The 20,286-nt window shown below is 52.5% G+C and carries 19 protein-coding genes; 12 read left to right on the top strand and 7 right to left on the bottom strand.

Features of this window, described 5'->3' with window-relative positions; all coding sequences use genetic code 11:
- Positions 1-21 precede the first annotated feature (21 nt).
- Genes KB236_10350 through KB236_10340 form a run of 3 tightly spaced genes read left to right on the top strand, consistent with a single transcriptional unit; the run spans position 22 to position 2,989 of the window.
- Positions 22-1,506 (top strand): zinc-ribbon domain-containing protein, encoded by a 1,485-nt coding sequence (locus tag KB236_10350; GenBank protein ID UIF28916.1) that lies wholly within the window; start codon positions 22-24, stop codon positions 1,504-1,506.
- A gap of 11 nt (positions 1,507-1,517) precedes the next feature.
- Positions 1,518-2,405 carry a zinc-ribbon domain-containing protein gene (locus KB236_10345; GenBank protein ID UIF28915.1) on the top strand — a complete coding sequence of 296 codons (888 nt, stop codon included), beginning with the start codon at positions 1,518-1,520 and terminating at the stop codon, positions 2,403-2,405.
- A 56-nt stretch (positions 2,406-2,461) separates the two neighbouring features.
- Positions 2,462-2,989: a GNAT family N-acetyltransferase gene (locus KB236_10340; GenBank protein ID UIF28914.1), complete on the top strand. Its 528-nt coding sequence runs from the start codon at positions 2,462-2,464 to the stop codon at positions 2,987-2,989.
- Between the two features lie 600 nt (positions 2,990-3,589).
- Here KB236_10340 and KB236_10335 read toward each other — a convergent pair.
- Positions 3,590-4,597: a lactate dehydrogenase gene (locus tag KB236_10335; GenBank protein UIF28913.1), complete on the bottom strand. Its 1,008-nt coding sequence runs from the start codon at positions 4,595-4,597 to the stop codon at positions 3,590-3,592.
- Positions 4,598-4,810: 213 nt separating this feature from the next.
- Here KB236_10335 and KB236_10330 point away from each other — a divergent pair, with 213 nt between their 5' ends.
- The 3 genes from KB236_10330 (at position 4,811) to KB236_10320 (ending at position 8,347) form a co-directional block, all read left to right on the top strand.
- Positions 4,811-5,338, top strand: coding sequence for a GNAT family N-acetyltransferase (locus KB236_10330; protein UIF28912.1), 528 nt, complete (start codon positions 4,811-4,813; stop codon positions 5,336-5,338).
- 158 nt (positions 5,339-5,496) lie between these two features.
- The gene (locus KB236_10325; GenBank protein UIF28911.1) at positions 5,497-6,156 is read left to right on the top strand and encodes an EAL domain-containing protein; all 660 of its coding nucleotides are present in this window, start codon (positions 5,497-5,499) and stop codon (positions 6,154-6,156) included.
- Positions 6,157-6,703: 547 nt separating this feature from the next.
- Positions 6,704-8,347 (top strand): peptide ABC transporter substrate-binding protein, encoded by a 1,644-nt coding sequence (locus KB236_10320; GenBank protein UIF28910.1) that lies wholly within the window; start codon positions 6,704-6,706, stop codon positions 8,345-8,347.
- Positions 8,348-8,488: 141 nt separating this feature from the next.
- On the opposite strand, the gene KB236_10315 is transcribed toward KB236_10320, so the two are convergent.
- Positions 8,489-9,031: an adenine phosphoribosyltransferase gene (locus KB236_10315; protein ID UIF28909.1), complete on the bottom strand. Its 543-nt coding sequence runs from the start codon at positions 9,029-9,031 to the stop codon at positions 8,489-8,491.
- A gap of 3 nt (positions 9,032-9,034) precedes the next feature.
- Entirely contained in the window at positions 9,035-10,111 is a 1,077-nt protein-coding gene (locus KB236_10310; protein UIF28908.1) for an NCS2 family permease, read from the bottom strand.
- Positions 10,112-10,407: 296 nt separating this feature from the next.
- Between KB236_10310 and KB236_10305 the strand changes: the two genes are divergently transcribed.
- From KB236_10305 to KB236_10290, 4 genes are all read left to right on the top strand, one after another.
- On the top strand, positions 10,408-10,827 hold the full coding sequence (locus KB236_10305; protein ID UIF28907.1) for a MerR family transcriptional regulator: 420 nt from the start codon (positions 10,408-10,410) through the stop codon (positions 10,825-10,827).
- Positions 10,828-11,080: 253 nt separating this feature from the next.
- On the top strand, positions 11,081-12,364 hold the full coding sequence (locus tag KB236_10300) for an MFS transporter (GenBank protein ID UIF28906.1): 1,284 nt from the start codon (positions 11,081-11,083) through the stop codon (positions 12,362-12,364).
- 106 nt (positions 12,365-12,470) lie between these two features.
- Positions 12,471-13,037 carry a TetR/AcrR family transcriptional regulator gene (locus KB236_10295; GenBank protein ID UIF28905.1) on the top strand — a complete coding sequence of 189 codons (567 nt, stop codon included), beginning with the start codon at positions 12,471-12,473 and terminating at the stop codon, positions 13,035-13,037.
- Positions 13,038-13,114: 77 nt separating this feature from the next.
- Positions 13,115-13,825, top strand: a complete 711-nt coding sequence (locus KB236_10290) for a DUF4097 family beta strand repeat protein (protein ID UIF28904.1) — start codon at positions 13,115-13,117, stop codon at positions 13,823-13,825.
- 198 nt (positions 13,826-14,023) lie between these two features.
- Here KB236_10290 and KB236_10285 read toward each other — a convergent pair whose 3' ends face one another.
- The 3 genes from KB236_10285 to KB236_10275 form a co-directional block, all read right to left on the bottom strand.
- Entirely contained in the window at positions 14,024-15,211 is a 1,188-nt protein-coding gene (locus KB236_10285) for an NADH-dependent flavin oxidoreductase (protein UIF28903.1), read from the bottom strand.
- Positions 15,201-15,509, bottom strand: a complete 309-nt coding sequence (locus tag KB236_10280) for a hypothetical protein (GenBank protein UIF28902.1) — start codon at positions 15,507-15,509, stop codon at positions 15,201-15,203. Before KB236_10280 ends, KB236_10285 begins: the two co-directional genes overlap by 11 nt.
- A 61-nt stretch (positions 15,510-15,570) precedes the next feature.
- Positions 15,571-15,957, bottom strand: coding sequence for a helix-turn-helix transcriptional regulator (locus tag KB236_10275; protein UIF28901.1), 387 nt, complete (start codon positions 15,955-15,957; stop codon positions 15,571-15,573).
- Positions 15,958-16,095: 138 nt separating this feature from the next.
- On the opposite strand from KB236_10275, the gene KB236_10270 reads away from it, so the two are divergent.
- Positions 16,096-17,187, top strand: a complete 1,092-nt coding sequence (locus tag KB236_10270; GenBank protein UIF28900.1) for an LD-carboxypeptidase — start codon at positions 16,096-16,098, stop codon at positions 17,185-17,187.
- Between the two features lie 54 nt (positions 17,188-17,241).
- On the opposite strand, the gene KB236_10265 is transcribed toward KB236_10270, so the two are convergent.
- On the bottom strand, positions 17,242-18,225 hold the full coding sequence (locus tag KB236_10265; GenBank protein UIF28899.1) for a cation diffusion facilitator family transporter: 984 nt from the start codon (positions 18,223-18,225) through the stop codon (positions 17,242-17,244).
- A gap of 352 nt (positions 18,226-18,577) precedes the next feature.
- Here KB236_10265 and KB236_10260 point away from each other — a divergent pair, with 352 nt between their 5' ends.
- On the top strand, positions 18,578-19,750 hold the full coding sequence (locus KB236_10260) for an iron-containing alcohol dehydrogenase (protein UIF28898.1): 1,173 nt from the start codon (positions 18,578-18,580) through the stop codon (positions 19,748-19,750).
- Positions 19,751-20,286: the final 536 nt, after the last annotated feature.

Below are 20,286 nucleotides of genomic sequence, written 5' to 3'. Positions count from 1 at the left end.
TAATCTTTGGAGGTAAAATTCATGCATGTCACATCATTTGCCGCCCCAGCCGATAATCAACCCGGTGGCGGTCAAAATCACTTCTGTCCCAACTGTGGAAATCCCATCTCACCGGACGATATCTTCTGTCAAAATTGCGGCTACAATCTGCAAGAAGCAAACGCTACGACTGACAATAACGATGCTAATCCGCAGAACCAACAGCCGACCCGGCAGGCACCAACGCCGACTCGTCCCACACGACAACCCCGTAAACCCATGACCAAGGCCAAAAAGATTCAGTGGTGGAGCATTGGTGGCGTCATCGTGGTGCTTATCTTGTTCTTTGTTTGGGGCAACCAGCACTATTCACGTAACGCGACGTTAGACCGCGAGATTGCCAGCATCAAGTCCGGCAAGCACCTCACGACGACCTTTACCAGCGGGAGTTCCGACCTGAAGTTGAGTAAGACCAAGCTCTTGCCGGTCAACCGCTACTACACCGACCACGCCAAGGCCCTTGCCACGCTTAAGAGCGAGCTACAAGCCAGTGGATCCAGTAACGACGGTAACTTCACCTATAAGCAGACTGGCCATCACCTGCTGGTCTTCCCGAAGTACCAGATTAGCGTGAGTCCCGTTTACCCCACCATCACCACGAATCATACGGGGAATGTGGTCAAGCTGGACAACCACAAGATTGCAACGGCAACGAGTGACGATTACACCAAGAAGCTCGGTGCCCTGGTTCCCGGCGAATATCACCTGCAGTCTAGTGGGAAGGTTGGGAGTCACCAGTTGACCAACAGTGGCGACTACCACATCACAGGCAACAAGACCTATGACTTGGAATTAACCACCGTTTCCGTCACGTTTAACACGGTACCGGCATCCGCCATCTACTTGAATGGTAAGAAGATCGGGAATGCCGACGACAGCGGGATGTATAACTTAAATGACGAACCGTGGTCATCGGACATGTCCGCTTACGCCCAGTACTCATCTAGCGCTGGTAAAGCCACGACGCCATCCGTTCACATCCGCAAGAGTGACGACCAATCCGATGTCGACCTGGATTACAACAACATGATCGATGAGAGCGACGCCGACGACTTCTTTGACAACCTCTTCACGGCCGTTGAAAATCTCTCCGATCAGGGCGACATCGACGACGCGACCGATGACGACGATGATGCCATGGCGGACTTCTTCGCCAACGGCAGTAGCAACGCCGAATACGCGCAGTTAAAGCAGATGGCCGAGGGGTACTACAAGGATGACAACCTGAACTACATCAACATGGATACGGACATTAAGAGCGTCAAGCCCGGCCCTAACGAGACCAGTCTGGTAACCTACACGGTCAAATACGACTTCGAACTGGACGACTACGACCACATCCAAACGTTCCAGTACACCGCAACCCTGAAGCCAGCTAACAACGACGATTCCTCACAAAGCTATGAAATCAACAAGATCTCGGGTAGTCAAAAAGTTAACGACTACCACGAAGATTCAGACGACTAAGGAGACTATTGATGGATAATCAAACAAAATTTTGCCCCCACTGTGGGACGGCAATCAAAAATGACGCGAAGTTCTGTCCCAAATGTGGGTACGCCCTCGAGAGTACGGTAACTCCTGACGCACAGCCAGCAGAACCGACGCAACCCCAAATGACGCGGGAACAAGCCACCCAAGATCGGCCTAACGATACCGCCACGTCAAGCGATTCCTTTGCCGACGTCAAGCGTTTCTCTGGTAACTTCTTCAGTTGGTGGCTGACCACTATCCGGCACCCCAGCCAAGTCGTTCCCAACGCCAACCGGTCGTTTGGGGTGATTGCGCTGGCCTTGGAAGATCTCCTGACAGTTCTGATGCTGGTGTCTCTGGGCAAACGCGTGATGGCACTCTACAGTAGCGACGTCAGCCAGGCCGTCGCTAACATGATTAACGTAAACGGCATTCTGTTTAAGGCCGGGTTGATTTTCTTCTTCCTCATTCTCCTGGGTGCCGCCGTGTACGTCAGCCTAAGTTACGGCTTCCGCCGGTTGATTGACGACCAAGCTCCCCTGAACTTCTGGGAATTCACCAACCGTTTCGCCGGAACGACCAACTTGATTTTGATTTTCAATCTGATCACCTTTCTGCTCAGTCTCATCACGACCGGCGCGAACTTCTCCAGCTATAGCCTGATGATTCTCTTCATGATTCCAACCAGTATCATTCTGAATCTGGGCTACATCTTCGTCATTATCAATGGCGTTGACCACCCCCGCTTGGACAAATTCTACACACTCCTGCTGGCCGAAGCGGCTTTGATCATTGCCTTTATCATCTTCAGCTATATTGCTGGCAGTATCGTTGGCGGCTCCGTCATGAACTTTATTCAGAGTAACTACTCGAGCTTCATGAATTCCTTCTAGTCAGCCCGTGCAAGTGGTATTATAGATTCTAGAATCTCTTCTGAGGAGGCATCACGATGAGTTTAATCTTCATCAAACGGGCCACGCTGCGCGACTTACCCACTATCATGGCAATCATTAATCACGCCAAGGCCCAGCTAAAGGCCGCGGGAAGTCCGCAATGGCAGGATGGCTATCCGGATGCCGCGGCACTGAAACGAGACGTCGACGGCCAGCAATGTTGGTTGCTAGTCGTCGACGGGCAAGTCGCCGGAACGGCCACCATGGTCATCGGTGACGACCCCAACTACCTGAACATCGAAGACGGCCAGTGGCAAAACAATCAGGACCCTTACGCCACCATTCACCGCATCGCAATCGGTGCCGGGTTTGCTGGCCAACACCTGAGTCACTACTTCTTCTCCAATCTCATCAGTCAGGCCTACCACGAGGGTGTGCGGAACTTCCGCATGGACACGCACGTTAAGAACCAGCAGATGCAGGCGATCGCCCGGAGCTTCGGCTACAAGCACCGCGGCACCATCTACGTGGACGAGCAGACACGCGATGCTTCCCGGCTGGCGTTCGAGTTGAATCTGGACTAGGTCACATACAGTTAGCAAATATAAAAACGGCGGTTCATCCTCGACTAAAACTGGATGGACCGTCGTTTTGTATTTGTTCTGACCGTCTTACTAAGTTTCCCAGCCGGTACGGTTCATAGCTATTAAATAAACCATCAATACCACCTACGGCTGCCAGAGATTCCGGCGCTGTGGGGACCGCCTGCGGCCTGAGAAACGGTCCTCTGGCTCGGTTTGAAGCCTAGCAAAATTCGCCAGTCTCCAAACACGTCCCGCGCTGTAAGCCGACTCAGGACGTTAGCTAACACCGCCCTCCATCTCTGGCTACCTCCGGTTACGGTGAGTGGTTAACAGCCAAACTGACGCAAATTTTGCTGAGATCACTACCCTAGTTGATTATCTTCAGTAGTGTAGCCGTGAGTGAGTCAAATTTGGTCTCAGCCGTGGGATTTTCCAAGTGTTCTACTTGGAAAATGGCGTCTTTGAGACGCGGGCTTTCGGCTCGAAGCGAGGGACAAGACCGCCCTTTGGCTTGGCCCGTCCTGCCCACCGCGATCCAGACCAAATTTGGCGAACGGTAAGGCGGTAAGGCGGCCACTATCGACAGCCGGATCAACGCGTTTATGATTCCACCCGGACCTCATTAGCTGTGTGACCGGTGGCGAAGAAGTCGCGGAAATTGTCGAAGCTCATGCGAATCATGTCTTCCAACGCCGGTTCCGTGTAGGACCCCACGTGTGGCGTGACCAGTACGCGCGGATACGCCGCCAATAACTGCCGAACTTCCGGATTGGGAACTTCGGCCAGACTGCCGTACGATTGGCCCAACATCGTTGTTTCACCGCGAAAGACATCGGTGCCATAGCCGCTGAGTTGGCCACTCGTCAAGCCGGCTAAAATGGCGTCTACATTGGCTAGCTCCCCGCGCGCCGTGTTCACCAGTACGGCACCCGCTTTCATTTGGGCGATAAAGGCCGAGTTGATTAGATCATCGTTTTGACCCGGTAAGTAGGGCACATGTAGTGAGACAATATCGCTCTGCGCCAGTAAATCCGGCAATGTGACTAACTCAACGCGTTCGTTTGCCGTCGCGGATGGCCGGCGATCGTAGCCCACCACGTGTGCACCTAAACCCTGATAGAGTTGTGCTTCCGCCAAGCCAATTCGCCCGACCCCCACGATGCCCACCGTTGCCGTGTGGATTTCCTTGCTGAAAAGGGCATTGCCAATCGTAAAGTCGGCCTGGCGGGTCTGATCAACGGCAAGATTAACGTGCCGAAACAGCGTCATCCCCAGGGTAAAGGCCAATTCGGCCACGGCAAACGGTGAGTATCCGGGAACTCGCGCCACCGTGATGCCCAACTCGCTGGCCGCCTGCAAGTCCAAATGGTTGACCCCTACCGATCGCGTAAAAACCGCCTTAATGCCCCAATCCGCAAACTGTTGTAGATTTTGCCGGTCGACAACGCAGTTTCCCCGCACCAGGACGGCGTCGGTCCCGGCGGCCGCCGTCACGTTCTCATGGGTCAATAAGTCGCGAACAAATTTCAACGTAAAACCCGCGGTATTTAGGCGATTGAAGTACGGCTCCTCCAGTTCACGGACGCCGTATGCCGTAATTTTTACCATGTCAGTCTACTCCTTTTCTGGTGACCTCTTCAGCCGACGCGCGCCTGAGAAGTCTCGTTCCCTCAAATTTACCAAAATTCTGGTAAAAAGTCCCGCGGTTGGTGGTTCTCAATCCAAATGAACTGTGCACAGACGGCTGCTAAAAGATTCGCCAATCTACCGGCAGAAAGTGGTATTCTAGAAGTTAAATTTAAATACATTGGAGGACGACTGATGAGTTTAGTTTATTTACGACACGCTACCAAAGTTGATGTACCAGCCATCATGGCGATTATTGCGGATGCTAAGGCTTTATTGAAGGCGGATGGCAGCCCGCAGTGGCAAGATGGTTATCCCGATGAGGCCGCTATTCGCCGCGATATCATGGCCCAGCAAAGTTGGGTATTGATGGTCGATAACCGGATAGCGGGTACCGCGGCCCAAGTTGTGGGCGACGACGCCAACTATCACGAGATTACGGGCGCCGGCTGGCAAAACAATCAGGAGCCCTACGCCACCATTCATCGGATCGCGTTAAGCAAGGACTTCGCCGGCCAACACCTCAGCCACTACTTCTTCTCCAATCTGATTAGCACGGCTTATCAAGCGGGGATCCGTAACTTCCGGATCGACACCCACCAAATGAATCAACGCATGCAGGCCATTGCCCTCAGTCTCGGCTATCAATTCCGGGGAATCGTCCACGTTGCGGAGCCCGGCGATAATGCCCGGCGAGCGTATGAATTGAATTTAGCTGATTAAAGCGTTAACATAATCATTTAGCGGACGATATTGGAAATTTGGAGTGTTAAATTGCCACTCTCCTACACCATTAGGGCTATAAATTAGTTGAGTGATGGGGTATAATAAACGATATTATCAAATGCGCTCGCAGATAAGAAAGGGGATTTTCTTTTAAAATGTATCGATTCTTCGTCCAACCGCAGATCAATGCGGCAACGCAAAAGTTAGCTGGCTATGAATTATTATTACGGTCATCTTGCCATGACTATTGGGTAACGCCTACTGATTTTACTGCGCTACCAATGGACCAGCAGGTTTTATTATCCTATCAGGAGATCACGAGCATTTTAAAAGACCATCGCGATAACCCCGAGATTTCGTTGAACTTAAACCGTGAACAGTTCGTCGACAGCCGGACCATCGGCCATCTCATTCATTTGAAAAAATCAGTGAAGAATTTAAACCTCATCGTTGAATTGACGGAGGCACCGTCGCTAGAGGAACTCCACCGTTACGTGGCCCTCTACCGGGCGTTCGATATCAAGTTGAGTCTGGATGACGTGGGTACGGACAATCCTTGGTCGCAGGCCGTTCAAGACGTCCTCCCCTTCATGGACAGCATCAAGTTCGCCATGCAAAATTTCCGGTTCCAACACCGGCAAAACGAGATGATGAAGAGCCTCAACTTCTGGCGTAAGATCGCCGACAACTACCAACTTGGCTTCACCCTCGAAGGCATCGAAGATAAGGGTGATGTTGCGTTGGCTCAGCAATATAACGTTGGGATGACCCAAGGCTACTATTACAGCAAGCCGGTGCCGTACGCGGCAGTTTAAACCGTTTTAAATTGAATACGAGGACTTAATTTGGCCGCAAAACATGCTCTCTATGAGGGACTTGTTTTGCGGCTTTTTTCGGCCGATAAATTCGCAAAAATAATGTGAATGTGATGATAAATATATTAATATTTAGACGATTCCAGTCATGATTTCTTCTATATACGGCCACAATCTGCGTTATATCAACTAGGAACTCTCTTGTTATTTTTCTATTGACATCCCCGCCGCCAACGCTTAGTATGAGAACCAAGTTAAAAACCCATGAACGCATCGCCAGGAAGAGTAGCCGTTCCCGCTAAGTTCAGAGACCACCGGTAGCTGAAAAGGTGGCTTACAACGGAACCGCGAAGATGAGCCTGGTAGCTGACAATTGGTGCAAGCTGGTTGTTCGATTTGAAGCCCGTTACCGCTTCCGACTTTTGGCAACAGAAGTTACGGAGATGGTGGGCGTGAGTCCAGCATAAAACAAGGTGGCACCGCGAGTGAAATCGTCCTTATGTAGCAAGTACATAAGGACGATTTTTATTTGAGGAGATGTTTTGGGATGAAGAAAAAAGGAACGATTTTAACACTTACTGCACTCAGCCTCTTAACGTTAGCGGGTTGCGGCAGCCAAGCCAGCACGAGTAACAGTAGTGGCAAGTACGCCGCCAAACAGGAGTTGAACTGGACTGAGTCTTCCGAACTAGCCTCTTCCGATCTCGCACAGGCCACCGACACGTTGAGCTTTACCGTTTTACAGAACACGCAAGAGGGCCTCTACCGCCTCAACGCTAAGGGCACGCCGGCTAACGCCCTGGCCACCAGCACCAAAGTCACCAACGGCGGCAAAACCTACACCTTCAAGCTACGGCAGAATGCCAAATGGTCCAACGGTCAACCGGTGACGGCCAAGGACTTTGTTTACTCCTGGCAACGTACGCTGAACCCAAAGACGGCTTCACAGGATGCCTTCTACCTCTATCAGGTCAAGAACGCCGAGGCCGTCAACAAGGGCAAGCAACCGCTCAACGCCCTAGGCATCAAGGCCGATGGCAAATACAAACTGACCGTTCAACTGACGAAGCCCGTCTCCTACTTCAAGAAACTGCTGGCTTGGCCACTCTTCTACCCGCTGAACCAAAAGGCTGTGGATCAGTACGGCAAGAAGTATGGGACCAGCTCAGCCACGACCGTTTACAACGGCCCATTCCGGCTGACTAAGTGGAACGGTACTGGCAAGAGCTGGACGCTAGCCAAGAACCAGACCTACTGGGATAAGAAAGCCGTTCATCTGACTAAGATTAACGAACAGGTCACCGAGTCCACAACGACCAGCTACAATCTCTACAATGCCAAGAAGACCGATGAAACGCTCCTCAGCGGCCAACAGATTAAGAACAACAAGAACAGCAAGGACTTCGTTAAGCGTCTTCCCACCGGTTCTCAACGGTTGGATTTAAACCAAAAGAAGGTCCCAGCCTTCAAGAACGTCAACGTCCGCAAGGCCCTCTCCTTAGCCATCGACCGCAACCAACTGGTCAATGACGTCTTACAGGATGGTTCTGTTGCTTCCAAGGGCTTCGTTCCCGCCGGCATGGGCAACAATCCCAAGACCGGTGAAGCCTTCAACCAAGAGGCTTACGTCAAATCCGGTGTTTCGTACAACCTCAAGCAAGCCAAGAGCTTACTGGCCAAGGGGCTGAAGCAGACCGGTGATAAGCAACTCAACGTCACCCTGTCCGTTTCCGATACTGACACTAACAAGCAGACCGCCGAATTTCTACAAAGCTCATTGGAGAAGTTGCCAAACGTCAAGATTACCATCAAGACGGTGCCTTACGTTCAGCTGATCACCCAACAAAACAATGGGAATTACGAATTGACCCTCGCCGGCTGGCAATCCGTCTTCGCCGACCCAATTAATTTCCTCGATGTCTTCGAATCCGACTCCAGCTATAACACGACCGGCTGGAAGAGCAGTGAATTCGACAAGCTCCTCGACGAAGCCGAAAATCAAGACGGGAACCAGCCAACCACTCGTTGGGCCAAGCTCGTCAAGGCTGAAAAGGTCTTAATCAACGATCAAGGCACGATCCCGCTGTATCAAGCAGCCAAGTCGCAGTTGTTACGTAGCAACGTCAAAAGCATTGTTTATAACGGTGCCGGCGTGCCTTACGATTTCAAGACGACTTACATCGCTAAGTAATTAGTGACTAGCTAAACGATTGATTTATAAAATCCGTTATATATAGAAGAAACAGGCCTCAACCAGCGCTTGAAGTGCGCGCGGTTGGGGCCTATTTTGTGCTTACTTCCTTTATGAGTCGCAATGGCTAGGCATCTATGCCTACCGCGAAAACAACGGCAATTCCGCCAAAAAGTCAATATCCTGCCGACTAACGGCCTCGCCCTCCGCTAAGATCGCCATCTGACCCACGACCGTGGCACCGGCTTTTTCCAACAGCGTCTTGGCCGCCGTCAGTGAGCCCCCACTACTAATGACATCGTCCACGATCACGACTCGCTTAGCTACCAACCGATCCGCATCAGTGCCATCGAGTACCAATTGCTGCGGCGCACTCGTGGTGATTGCCTTGACCGGTACCGTTAAGGGCGCCACCATGTAATCTTTCACGTTCTTCCGGAGCACTACGAATTGCGGATGATCCGTCACCCGACTGAGCTCCTGCGCCAACGGAATCCCCTTACTCTCTAGCGTGACGAAATAGTCAAAGTTCGCCGGTACGCGTTGTGCCAACGCTTGCGCCGCATAATCCGTCAGCTCCGCATCCCCTAACAAGACGAACGACGCAATCGCCGTGGTCTCGTTAATCGGCAAAATCGGCAATCGCCGTGTCAACGGTCCCACTTGAAGTTCAAAAGTTTTCATTGGTTAGACCCCCAGCCCTAAGAGTGGCAAACAGAATTTCAACACGGCGCCGGCGAGTAACCCCGCGAATGGATCGGCAACCGCCGTAATCACCAGTGTAATCGCCGCAATCGTGGCCGTGGAGCCCTGAAGCGCCAGCCCGGCATTGACCGGAAAAATGACGACCGCTCCCAGAATGAACAGGAATCCCGCAATTGAGGCGCTAGGCACGTATTTCCCCAGCTTAGGCAACCAACCAATCGCTAGAATGGCCGCCATAATTAGCATCATCATGATACCGGCCACCACGGGTTCAGGCGCACTGGCCGTCGCCGAGATGATCGCTTCGACCGGTGCCCCACCCAGTAAACTAGTCCCCATATCGGCAATGGACTGAGTAATCGTTAACAGGTTCAGGTTGACCGGATTGGGCTTCTGACCGGTCATCTGGCCGGTAATCAACCCGTAAGAAATGTTGGCGCCAATGTTTAAGCACGCCAGACTGAGTGCCCCACGTACCACGCGAACGCTAATCATTGGCTTGGTGAAGACAAACCGGCGAGCGGTCACGTGGGCTGGCAGCTCCGCTCTGTAGTGCTGACCCAGGACGGCCGCCAGACTCGAGCCCACCACCGAAATCACGATGGTCCACACCAAGTCCTTGGTAATCAGGTAGGTAACGGCAGCCAGCGCCACCGACAACCATCCCGTGAGCTGTTCCTCCTTGGCCATCCCCAGTGCAATCTTAGCTAGCATGATGCCTACACCAGCCATCATCCCCGCCATGATGCCGTTACCCAGGACAGCAACAATCTTTGTCAGCGTCCCGGTGACCCCGATCAGAAGCATCACAATGGACCCGCCTAAAATAATCGAGGTTCGCTCACGTAAGTTACGCCCCAGCTTCCCCGTCAGTGCCAGCGACTCGGCCTGAAACGACAACGGTGCTACGGCGCCAAAGGCCCCATTGACCGCCGACGCAAAAATAAAAGAAAACATCGTTGGAAAAATTGCAAAACCGAGCGACATTGCCATGATTCCCTGTGGAATGCCGTTTAAGACGACTCCGATGGCCGCTAACAAATCGGCGATCCAGTGCATAATCATTTCCTCCCCATTAGAAACGGTTTATTCGCATTTCCTCCTAATCATACGGGATGGTTGTTATGAAGTCTAGTTTTATTTCCAAATAAGCGAATATTTGATATAAAAATTGTCATTAAATTCGGATATGGTTTAAATAGCTGACAACTCGTTGCTTGATTGATTGTTGGCCGCAACTACCACACCACCACGCCCGAAGCCTAAATGCTTGCGGTTTCCGTCGCTTTCCCGTATGATAATGAGCAATCACTTCGAGTTAGTCGAAGGTCAGTTCCGCGAGGAGGAAAATTTCAATGTCATATACCATTCATGAAGTCGCTGAGAAAATGGGGATTTCCACCTACAGCATCCGTTATTACCACGAACACGGGATGTTACCGTTTGTCCAGCGCGATGAGAATAATAACCGGGTCTTTGAGGATAGCGACCTTGAGTGGTTGAACATTATCGTGTGCTTACGCGCCACCGGCATGTCGATCGAACGAATCAAGCACTACTTGGCGCTGGCCCAAGACGGCGATGAAACGGTGCCGGAGCGCTACGAAATGATGAAAGCCCAGCAGGCCCAAACCTTACAAGAGATTAAAGATCTCCAACAACATCTGGCCACCATCAATTTCAAGGTCGCGCACTACGCCGAATTGATGGAAAACCACGAACCCGACAGTTTTATTCCGTCGGATCTGCAACGCAAACCGGCTGTCAACCACTGAGCGTGGCGCTAACGACGTTAAATTCTCCCAGAATTGCGACCACTGTCGCAATTCTTTTTATTTGCCACAAAGTCCTTGAACGTGGCGGGTCATCTCACTTGCCACGACTTAAGTAATATGCTAATCTAAAACCCCTGTGCAATTATTATACCGCTAAAGGTTGAGCACCCATGGATAACCCGTGGGGGCCTTTTGGCTACGAACTAAATCGCCACTCAGCCTTGCCGATTCTACTTTTAAAGGGGGTCTGGTTGTGGAAACGACCCAACTGCCGCACTGGCGGCGTAACATTTATTTATTTTTAACCAGTCAATTTCTGTCGGGAATTACCAGTATGGTCGTCCAATACGCGATTATCTGGTACCTGACTAAACAGACTGGATCGGCGACCGTTCTAAGCCTGGCAACGTTACTGGGCATGTTGCCGATGGTTCTGCTGAGTCCTTTCGTCGGTCCATTTGTCGATCGTCTCAATAAGAAGCTACTGCTCATCGTCCCCGACGTTGTAGCGGCGGCCGTCGCAATTATCCTCTCCATCGCGGGAACCCTGCAGAACACGTTTCCGCTCTGGCTGATCTTCATTTCGCTATTAGTCCGTTCCATTGCGCAAACCTTCCAGATGCCTACCATCCAGTCGATCATTCCTACCATGGTGCCAACCGAGCAGTTGACTAAGATCAACGGCCAGCTGGGAATGGTGCAATCCGCCAACATGATTATCGCACCCGCGTTAGGAGCCTTTCTCTTCGCTCTGATTCCCCTGAACTTTCTGATTCTGTTGGATGTTCTAGGCGCCATTATTGGCGTTAGCCTCTTACTCCTAGTCCGGATTCCCGAGCACCCCGTCATCGACGAACCCGTTCACGTTTTCAGCGATGCCAAATTTGGCCTCACAAAACTCCGCCATACGCGGGGCTTATGGGCCATTACGCTGACCGGCGCGGCCTTTACCCTACTGTTCATGCCCGCCGCAAGCTTGTATCCACTGATGACCATGGGCTACTTCCACGGTAGCGTGGGCCAAGCTGGTCTAATCGAAGTGGTCTACTCGGTGGGGATGCTCCTGGGCGGAACCATTATCGGCGTCTTCGGTAATTGGAAAGACCGTATGTCCCCGATTCTCTGGGCGATGTTAGCGATGGGCGTTACGTTTGGGGCCAGCGGCTTTCTTCCCGGCAACCAGACCGGCTTCATCTGGTTCGTGGCCCTCAACACCTTGGCTGGCATTGCTACGCCATTCTATAGCACGCTGCTAATGGCCATGATTCAGCAGAGTTTTCCGCCCGAACAGCTGGGCCGGATTCTTGGTGTGCTCAATTCGATGATGAGCATTACCGGACCCGTGGGCCTCATCTTTGCCGGCCCACTGGCTGATGCTATCGGCGTGGAAAAGCTCTTTGTCATCGGCGGGATCGGTAGTCTCGTCTGTGGCCTGGTCATGTGGCTCCTGCCAAGCGCCCGGCGCTATGACCTCACGCTACAGCAAAATGTCTCGGCACCAGACCCCACCGAAAAAATAGCTGAACGCGACGCCTAACTTGAACTGACCACGTCCTATTTCAGGATTGGTCAGTTTTTGGGGTTGACAAAATGAATGAACTAATATAATATTCATTCATGAATTCTCGAAAGGAGCGCTTCCCTTGGAAGAAAAACAAACCCGACTCTTCACGGCCGCACACGACCTGTTCTTGACACAAGGCTTCAAGCATACCAGTATCGCTGAGATTGCGGCGCGCGCGGATGTCGCCGTGGGAACTTTTTACAACTTTTACCCGTCCAAGACAGCCATCTTCATCCAGGTCTATAACGCAGAAAACGAACGCACCAAGGGCGAGATTCTCGCCGCCATCGACCTCGACATGGCGCCGATTGAGCTGGTCAAGACCGTTATTCACGAGATCTTCACCCGTTCCGCCGACAATCAAATTCTTCAGGAATGGTTCAACAATCCTAAGCTCAACGCCCAGATTGCAGCCACCAATCAGACTGCCGTGGAAGATAGCCTGGTCTACGCGACCCTGATGAAGCTAATCGACCGGTGGCACCAGCGCGGCCTACTCAAGGATGGCATGGAGAAGGACCGGATCATCAGCCTCTTCAATGCCTTAACTGTCGTTGATTTCCATCAAAGTGAAATCCAAACTGCCAGCTACTACCAATTACTCAACGACCTCATCACCGGTATCTTATACGTTATTTTAAAATAGCCGTTTGGGTTATTTTTTTGCCACAAAATGAATGAATATAAACTATATTCATTCAAAACAAAAAAGGAGTCTTTCCCATGAAAAAAATCGTCTGGTCCCTTATCATCTTGCTCATTCTGCTTGGCCTGCTGACACTGTGGATCATCACCAGTCAGCGCCGCCTAAACGTCAACACAGGACAACTCAACCGCCTTACTCACCAGACCGTGACCGTGCCGACCGCCCCACACACCGTCCGCTTGACGTTAAGGACTGCCCGCTTAGTGATTCAGCCCGGAAGTCGTTATCAGTTATCAATGGATAATATTATTAATAACCAATTTAAAATTAATAACAGCAATCGTCATTTCAGTCTCACCGAAGCCCACGCCAACCACCACCAATTTGAAATCGGTAAAACCCCCGTCATCACCCTGACTGTCCCCAAAAATCTGCAGCAGCTCGCCATCACCCAATTAAATGGCACCCTGGTGCTCAATCGACTGACGGTGGGCACTCTCGACGTCAATCACAGCAACGGCACCACGACCGCAACTGATCTAACCCTCCTGCACGGCGGACAATTGACCAAGAAGAATGGCCGCACTGACTTTCGCCGATTGACCAGCGACGGCCTCAAGGTCAGCGTTAAGACTGGGCAACTCCAGCTCAACGGCGCCAAACGGGCCAGCAGTCACCAAAGCTACACGCAACCCGGTGACGCGCCCTTGACGATTCGCAGTGGATCGGGGCAAGTCCAGGTCACCACAGCGCCGGAATCTCTGGCAGCCACAGGTGGTGGGCACTAACTCGTTTAATGGCGATTAGGCATTGTCAGTCGGAGACTGGCGTATGTTTGCGAACTTTTAACCTTCAGGTTGGTGCACAAAAGGCGTTTGGACAGTCTTGTCCAAACGCCTTTGTTTTAAATTCAGTTAGCCAAAACGGCGCCAGCTCACCGACCTGGGCCCACTCTCGTTTCCGCAAATTCATCGAAAGAAGCCCCCCTACATCTTCTTCTCGAATCCTTCCATCGGTGCCGCTTGGTTCTGATAATCGGCCGCTACCGCAGGATCGGTGGTGAAATGCATGACCGAGTAGAAAGCGCCGCGTAAGTAGTCCTGCATGGCACGAGGGATCTTCAATTCGTCCATTTCAGACGGTGAAAGTTGGTAGCGAATGCTGGCCTCATCCCCGTCGGCCACCTTCTCCAGCCACTGAGGTTCGCGAATCATTTCACGACCCATGGCGACCAGGTCGGCGCCCATCGCCAGCACGGCGTCCGCGTCGGCCGGGGTCTCCACCGACCCCACTCCGATCAGCGGCTTACGTCCGGCCAGCTGGGCAACCAGCTTATTCATGATAGGCTCGTGGTCTTGCTTATCGTTTAACGAGGTTCGCTGCGCTGACCCCATCGACGTATGCACGTAATCCACCACGGAATCCCCCAACATATCCACGAAGGCCAGGGTATCCGCGAGTCGAATCCCCGGTGTCTCGATCTCTTCCGGTGAAGTGCGGTATCCCAGCAGAAATGGGCGCGTGGCATAGCGGTCGATGGCCGCATGCGCACTGGCAATCACCGCGCGCGCAAAGGCCATCCGCGCGTCACGGTCGCCACCCCACTGGTCCTGCCGGCGATTCGAATTGGGAGAGAAGAACTGCTGCAACAGGTAGGTATTGGCCCCGTGGAGTTCAACCCCATCGAAGCCGGCCACAATCGCCCGACGTGTGGCCGCGCCAAAGGCCGTGATGATTTCGTCGATTTCGGCGGGCGTTAACGCCCGTGGCGTTTGCGAGTCAGCCGGATAAGCGGCCTTAACTGCACTGGCACTGACTGGTTGCATCCCCCGCAAAATGTGATCGTTAGACTTTCGACCGGCATGAAAAATTTGCAGAATAGCCTTGGTCCCGTTGCGCTTCATGGCATGCGCCAACTCACTAAGGCCGGCGATATCGCTGTCGTTTGCGATTGAAAGTTCTCCTTCGAAGCCCTTACCACTGGCAATCACGTTGGCGACCTCACCAATAATCAGGCCCAGGCCTCCGGAACGGGCGCCGTAAAAGGCGATCTCATCGTTGGTCACGTGACCGTCGTAAAAGCTAGACATCGTAGTTGTCGGTGACATGACCACCCGATTTTTCAGGGTCAGGCCGTTTGCAAACGTATATGGTGCCATAAAATTATAAGTCATTTGTATTTCCACCTTTCTGATGAGTTGAACAGGTTTGAATGGCCATTAAGATTGGCCGAAGTGTCTCCCCCGCGGCGGTTAACGTCCAACGGCCTTGTTTCACATGAAACATCACAAGTTGATGGCGGTGCAGCTGCCAGAGTCCCCACCAACACCGACCGTACCGGCTTAGGGTGAACTGGCGTACCAAGTGTCGTGACGTCTGGGGCTGTTGTGCCAGTAGTAACAGGAGCTCCCACTGAATCGGCTGGGTCACCACCGCCTGCGTGGCGTGTAATCCTCGGATTGTGGGCGTCATAGGCCACCTCCTCAATAGCTCTTAGCATACTGGCATCCGCTGAATAAAAAAAGAAGGCACTTTAAAGTACCCTCCCTTGGCGTTCTAAAATATGGGTAAACCCCGCATGGTCGTGTTGAATCTCCATGTCCGGCAGTTGGCTGGCGCGCTGCTCACCCCACAACGACATCTGAACCAGAATCTGCCCCAAGGAACGGTCCAGCTCCGTGAGTTCATAGACCACTTTGAACGGGGCCCGGTCGCCGTAAACCCGACGCGTGATGATGGCGTCGGCCGTCAGCTCTCGCAGCTGCTGCGTTAAGACCTTTTGTGAGATAGCCGGTAACGCCTGCCGGAGATCGCAGGTCCGTTGAGGGTGATTGCCCAGGTGGCAAAGAATCTGCGGCTTCCATTTACCACTAATGACTCCTAACGTGGCTTCCACGCCATTGTTATATGATTTCTTCACGTGACCGACCCCCTTGCGTTTTCCCCAGTCTACCGCACTCTGGTCGTTTTGGGGAGTAGGCACCTTTGGGTAACCATGGCCATACCTGTCCAAAAGGCGTAGACTAACGATAATTCTAACTGATGAGGAGACTTGGCTATGCTGAAACCTTCCGCTTTAAAACCCGGCGATCACGTGGCGCTCGTTAGTCTGTCCAGCGGCGTCCTCGGCGAATCCTTTGCCGCTCACGAACTGTCCCGTGGCGAGCAACGGCTCCGCAGCCTTGGTCTAGTGCCCGTTCCTATGCCCAACGCACTCAAGGGATTGGACGACTTAGACGCTCACCCCGAGGCGCGCGCCGCCGATCTGAAGACGGCCTTCACTGACCCCACCATCCACGGCATCATCTGTGCCATCGGTGGCATCGACACCTACCGCTTGACGCCCTATTTACTGGACGACCCGGCATTTACCGCGGCCGTTCACGCCCATCCCAAACTCTTCACCGGCTTTTCCGACACCACCGTCAACCACCTGATGCTCTATCGATTGGGACTCACCACCTATTATGGCCCCAACCTGTTAAACGATTTGGCCGAACTGGGACCGGACCTGCTTCCTTACACACGCCAAACGCTGACCCACTACTTCCAAAATCCAGCTAGCACACCAATCACCAGCAGTCCCATCTGGTACGAGGAACGGACGGACTTTTCGCCGGCCGCCTTGGATACGCCGCGCGTCAGCCATCCCGAAACCCGAGGCTACGAGGTCTTGCGGGGTAACGGTCGCATAACCGGGAAGCTCCTTGGCGGCTGTCTTGACAGCCTCAACAGCTTATTGACCGATCCACAGTATCTCGACGAACCGGTGATTGCCCGCGACTACGGCCTCTTGCCGGCATCGGCGACCTGGCGCGATAAGATTCTCTTCCTCGAGACCAGCGAGGAGCAACCGACCCCAACCGCCTACCGCATCATGCTCGAGAATCTCAAACACGCGGGGATCCTCGACAACGTCCGCGCCATCATCACGGGCAAACCGCAGAACGAACGCTACTACACCGAATACTGTCAGGCATTACTGGCGGTGACTGCGGACCGGGGCACGCCGCTGATGGCCAACCTTAACTTTGGCCACGCCTACCCTCGCACGGCGCTCCCTTACGGCTTAAACGCCGAATTGGACCTCAGTGCGCGGACGCTGACCGTTACGGAACCCTTCTTTGCTGGGGCAATTACGCCAGCCTAATGTCAAACCACACGAAAAGCCATGCCGACAACCGCCGACATGGCTTTTTTATCCCTAATATTTGACTGCCGGCACCGCCACCACATCGGTGTCCACAATTCCAAATTTCAACCGCATCGTCGCCTCAATCTCTTCGCCCAGACGGTAGCTATCCTGGACTTCCATGTGGGGGTCGACAGCGATCACCAGCTCAAGGGTGACCACGTTGCCGTTGTAGTGGGCCTTTAACTCCAGGACCCGCTCAACGGCTGGAAAGGCTTCGGCGGCCTGCCGGAATTCATCCTCGACCTGGGGATCGAAGTAATCGGCGAGGTTGAGACTGCTCTCGCGAAAGATCTTAATCCCCGCGGTCAAGATGAAGATCCCGACTAAAATACTGGCCACACCGTCCAACCAACTCAGCTTGAAGAGTAGCGCCCCACCGATCGCGACCATGGTGCCTAGACTGGTGACGGCATCACTCAGGCTATCCTGGGCGGCGGCCGTCAACGCGGCGTTCTGGAGCTTCCGGCCAGCGCGTCGATTCAGCCACCAGACCCCCAGCATAATCACCGTGGCAATTGCGGCCCCCACCAGCGTAATCGGCTGTGGAACCTCCTGCGTATCCGTGTGCATCAGGCTCTTAATCCCCGAGTAAATGACGCTAGCAGCAATCGCAATCATCACAATTCCCGTAATCAGCGTGAAGACGGTCTCGTAGTGAAACCGGGTCAATTGGAGCCGCTGGCCACTGTTCTCCAGGTCCTCCGGGAGTGGTTGGCCCATCAGATCATCGTCGTGAATGTCGCGGGCAATGTAGATACCCACCATCAGTAACACCGACGAGATAATCCCCGATAGATTGTTAAACGCATCCGCACGCAACGTCTGCGAATGGCCAATGATGGCCAGGTAAAATTCAATCACCGAAATAGCCAGATAGGCGCCCACGTTTAAGCTCAAATGGCGCTGGGCCCCTTTTAACTTGGCCAACTCGACCTGCTGACGGGCCCGCCACTGCGCCTGCTCGTCACGGCGGTGCGCGTTCATATCCTTCATACCCATTCCCCCTCACGTTACAAGATACTTTCATTATAACCATTTTTAGGAAAGAACCTGACGGAATCTGTCTTCGCGACTGCCAGCCAGTCCAACGACGAGCCTAACCGACGTGTTGACTAGTCAACTTGTTAGGCTTTTCATTAATGAAATCATCCCGTTAATTGGTCGTCTTCCATTTTTATTTGATTTCTTGAAACCGCGGCAGTATCACCTTTTAATGGGGTTCATATCCCGTTTGACCCCAAAAACTTGCGGAACCGGTTGCAAACTGTAATCAACTAAGTTATAATTACTTTGTGAAATTGGTACCAAGGATTTTCAAAACTTCTGAAAGAGGGAAAATTGAATTATGGCTGAACGTAGTTATGACTTTTTGATGCCCAGTGTCAACTTTTTTGGCCCTGGCGTAATTAGCAAGATTGGTGAACGTGCAAAGATGTTAGGGATGAAGAAGCCCGTCATCGTAACTGGTAAGATTCTCGAAAGTATGGAGAACGGTGCCGTTCAACAAACCATTGCTTCTCTTGAAGCCGCTGGCGTTGACTACGTTGTTTACGATAACGTTGAACCCAACCCTAAGATTCGCAATATCAAGGAAGTTAAGAAACTCTACCAAGAAGCCGAAGCCGACTCCATCATCACGATTGGTGGGGGCTCCGCTCACGATACTGGTAAAGGTGCCGGCGATATCTTGACCAACGGCGACGACATCACCAAGTTAGCCGGGATCGAAACGCTTGACCACGCCTTACCACCACTGATTGCCGTCAACACGACGGCCGGGACTGGTTCTGAATTGACCCGTCACGCCGTTATCACGAACGAAAAGACCCACTTGAAGTTCGTCGTCGTTTCATGGCGGAACATTCCGTTGGTTTCTTTCAACGACCCAACTTTAATGCTCGACATTCCCAAGAACCTGACGGCCGCAACGGGGATGGACGCTTTCGTCCAAGCCATCGAACCATACGTGTCCGTTGACCACAACCCCATCACCGACTCACAATGTGTCGAAGCCATCAAGTTAATCGAAGGCTCCTTACGTGAAGCCGTCGCTAACGGCCACAACCTGGACGCCCGGACCAAGATGGTCGAAGCCGAAATGTTAGCCGGGATGGCCTTCAACAACGCCAACTTAGGCTACGTTCACGCCATGGCTCACCAACTCGGTGGTCAATACGACGCCCCTCATGGTGTTTGCTGTGCACTGCTGCTGCCTTACGTCGAACAATACAACATCATTGCCTGCCCAGAACGTTTCGCCCAATTGGCTGAAATCATGGGTGAGGACACGACCGGCTTGTCCACGCGTGACGCCGCCGAACTGTCCATCAAGGCTATGAAGCAAATGTCACAAGACGTTGGCATCCCAGCATCCATCAAGGAAATCGGTGCTAAGCCAGAAGACTTCGAACTGATGGCCGAAAACGCCTTGAAGGACGGAAACGCCTTCTCTAACCCACGTAAGGGAACTAAGGAAGACATCATCAAGATCTTCCAAGCTGCCTACGACGCTAAATAAGTTGATTCACAGTTAGCGTTGAAGCCGCCACTTCAACGCTAGCCTGCTTAAAAATGATTCAGTTAACGATTTAAGAAAGTCACCTTGCGGGGTGGCTTTTTTCTTATTTTCAGTCACCTTTCTCTAAATAGATGTTCTGTGTCACGACCGCTCGATGACGCCTAGCAGGCCAACTATCGGACAGAAAAGGCCTGGGAAAACCGGGCCTCGTTTCTATCTGTTTTATTTGTCAGTTATCAGCCAGTCAGGGTAGTCTCTTATACCGGTGCCGTGCGGCGGGCATTCATGTTTCACGTGAAACAACCTCTTTCGTTGTAACTAACAGAACGGAAGTCCCGATTCTTCACTTAACGGCTAATTATGACTTCTCAACTAATGGCACCAGTATCTCCATCCCACAGCGTTCCTACAATTTAGAAACGCCTTCCAAAAAACGGCCGTGCTCGACTGTTTTCTCGATTCGACCGATTGCCAGCAGTCCACCGACTTTGGCCGGTGGACGCTATACTTAGGCGCCGGTGCTCAGATTACCCAAG

The sequence above is a fragment of the Levilactobacillus brevis genome (genome assembly GCA_021383565.1).
Classification (GTDB): Bacteria; Bacillota; Bacilli; order Lactobacillales; family Lactobacillaceae; genus Levilactobacillus; species Levilactobacillus brevis_B.
The sequence above is the reverse complement of the archived record's forward strand: the minus strand, read 5'-3'. Positions and strand labels throughout refer to the sequence as shown.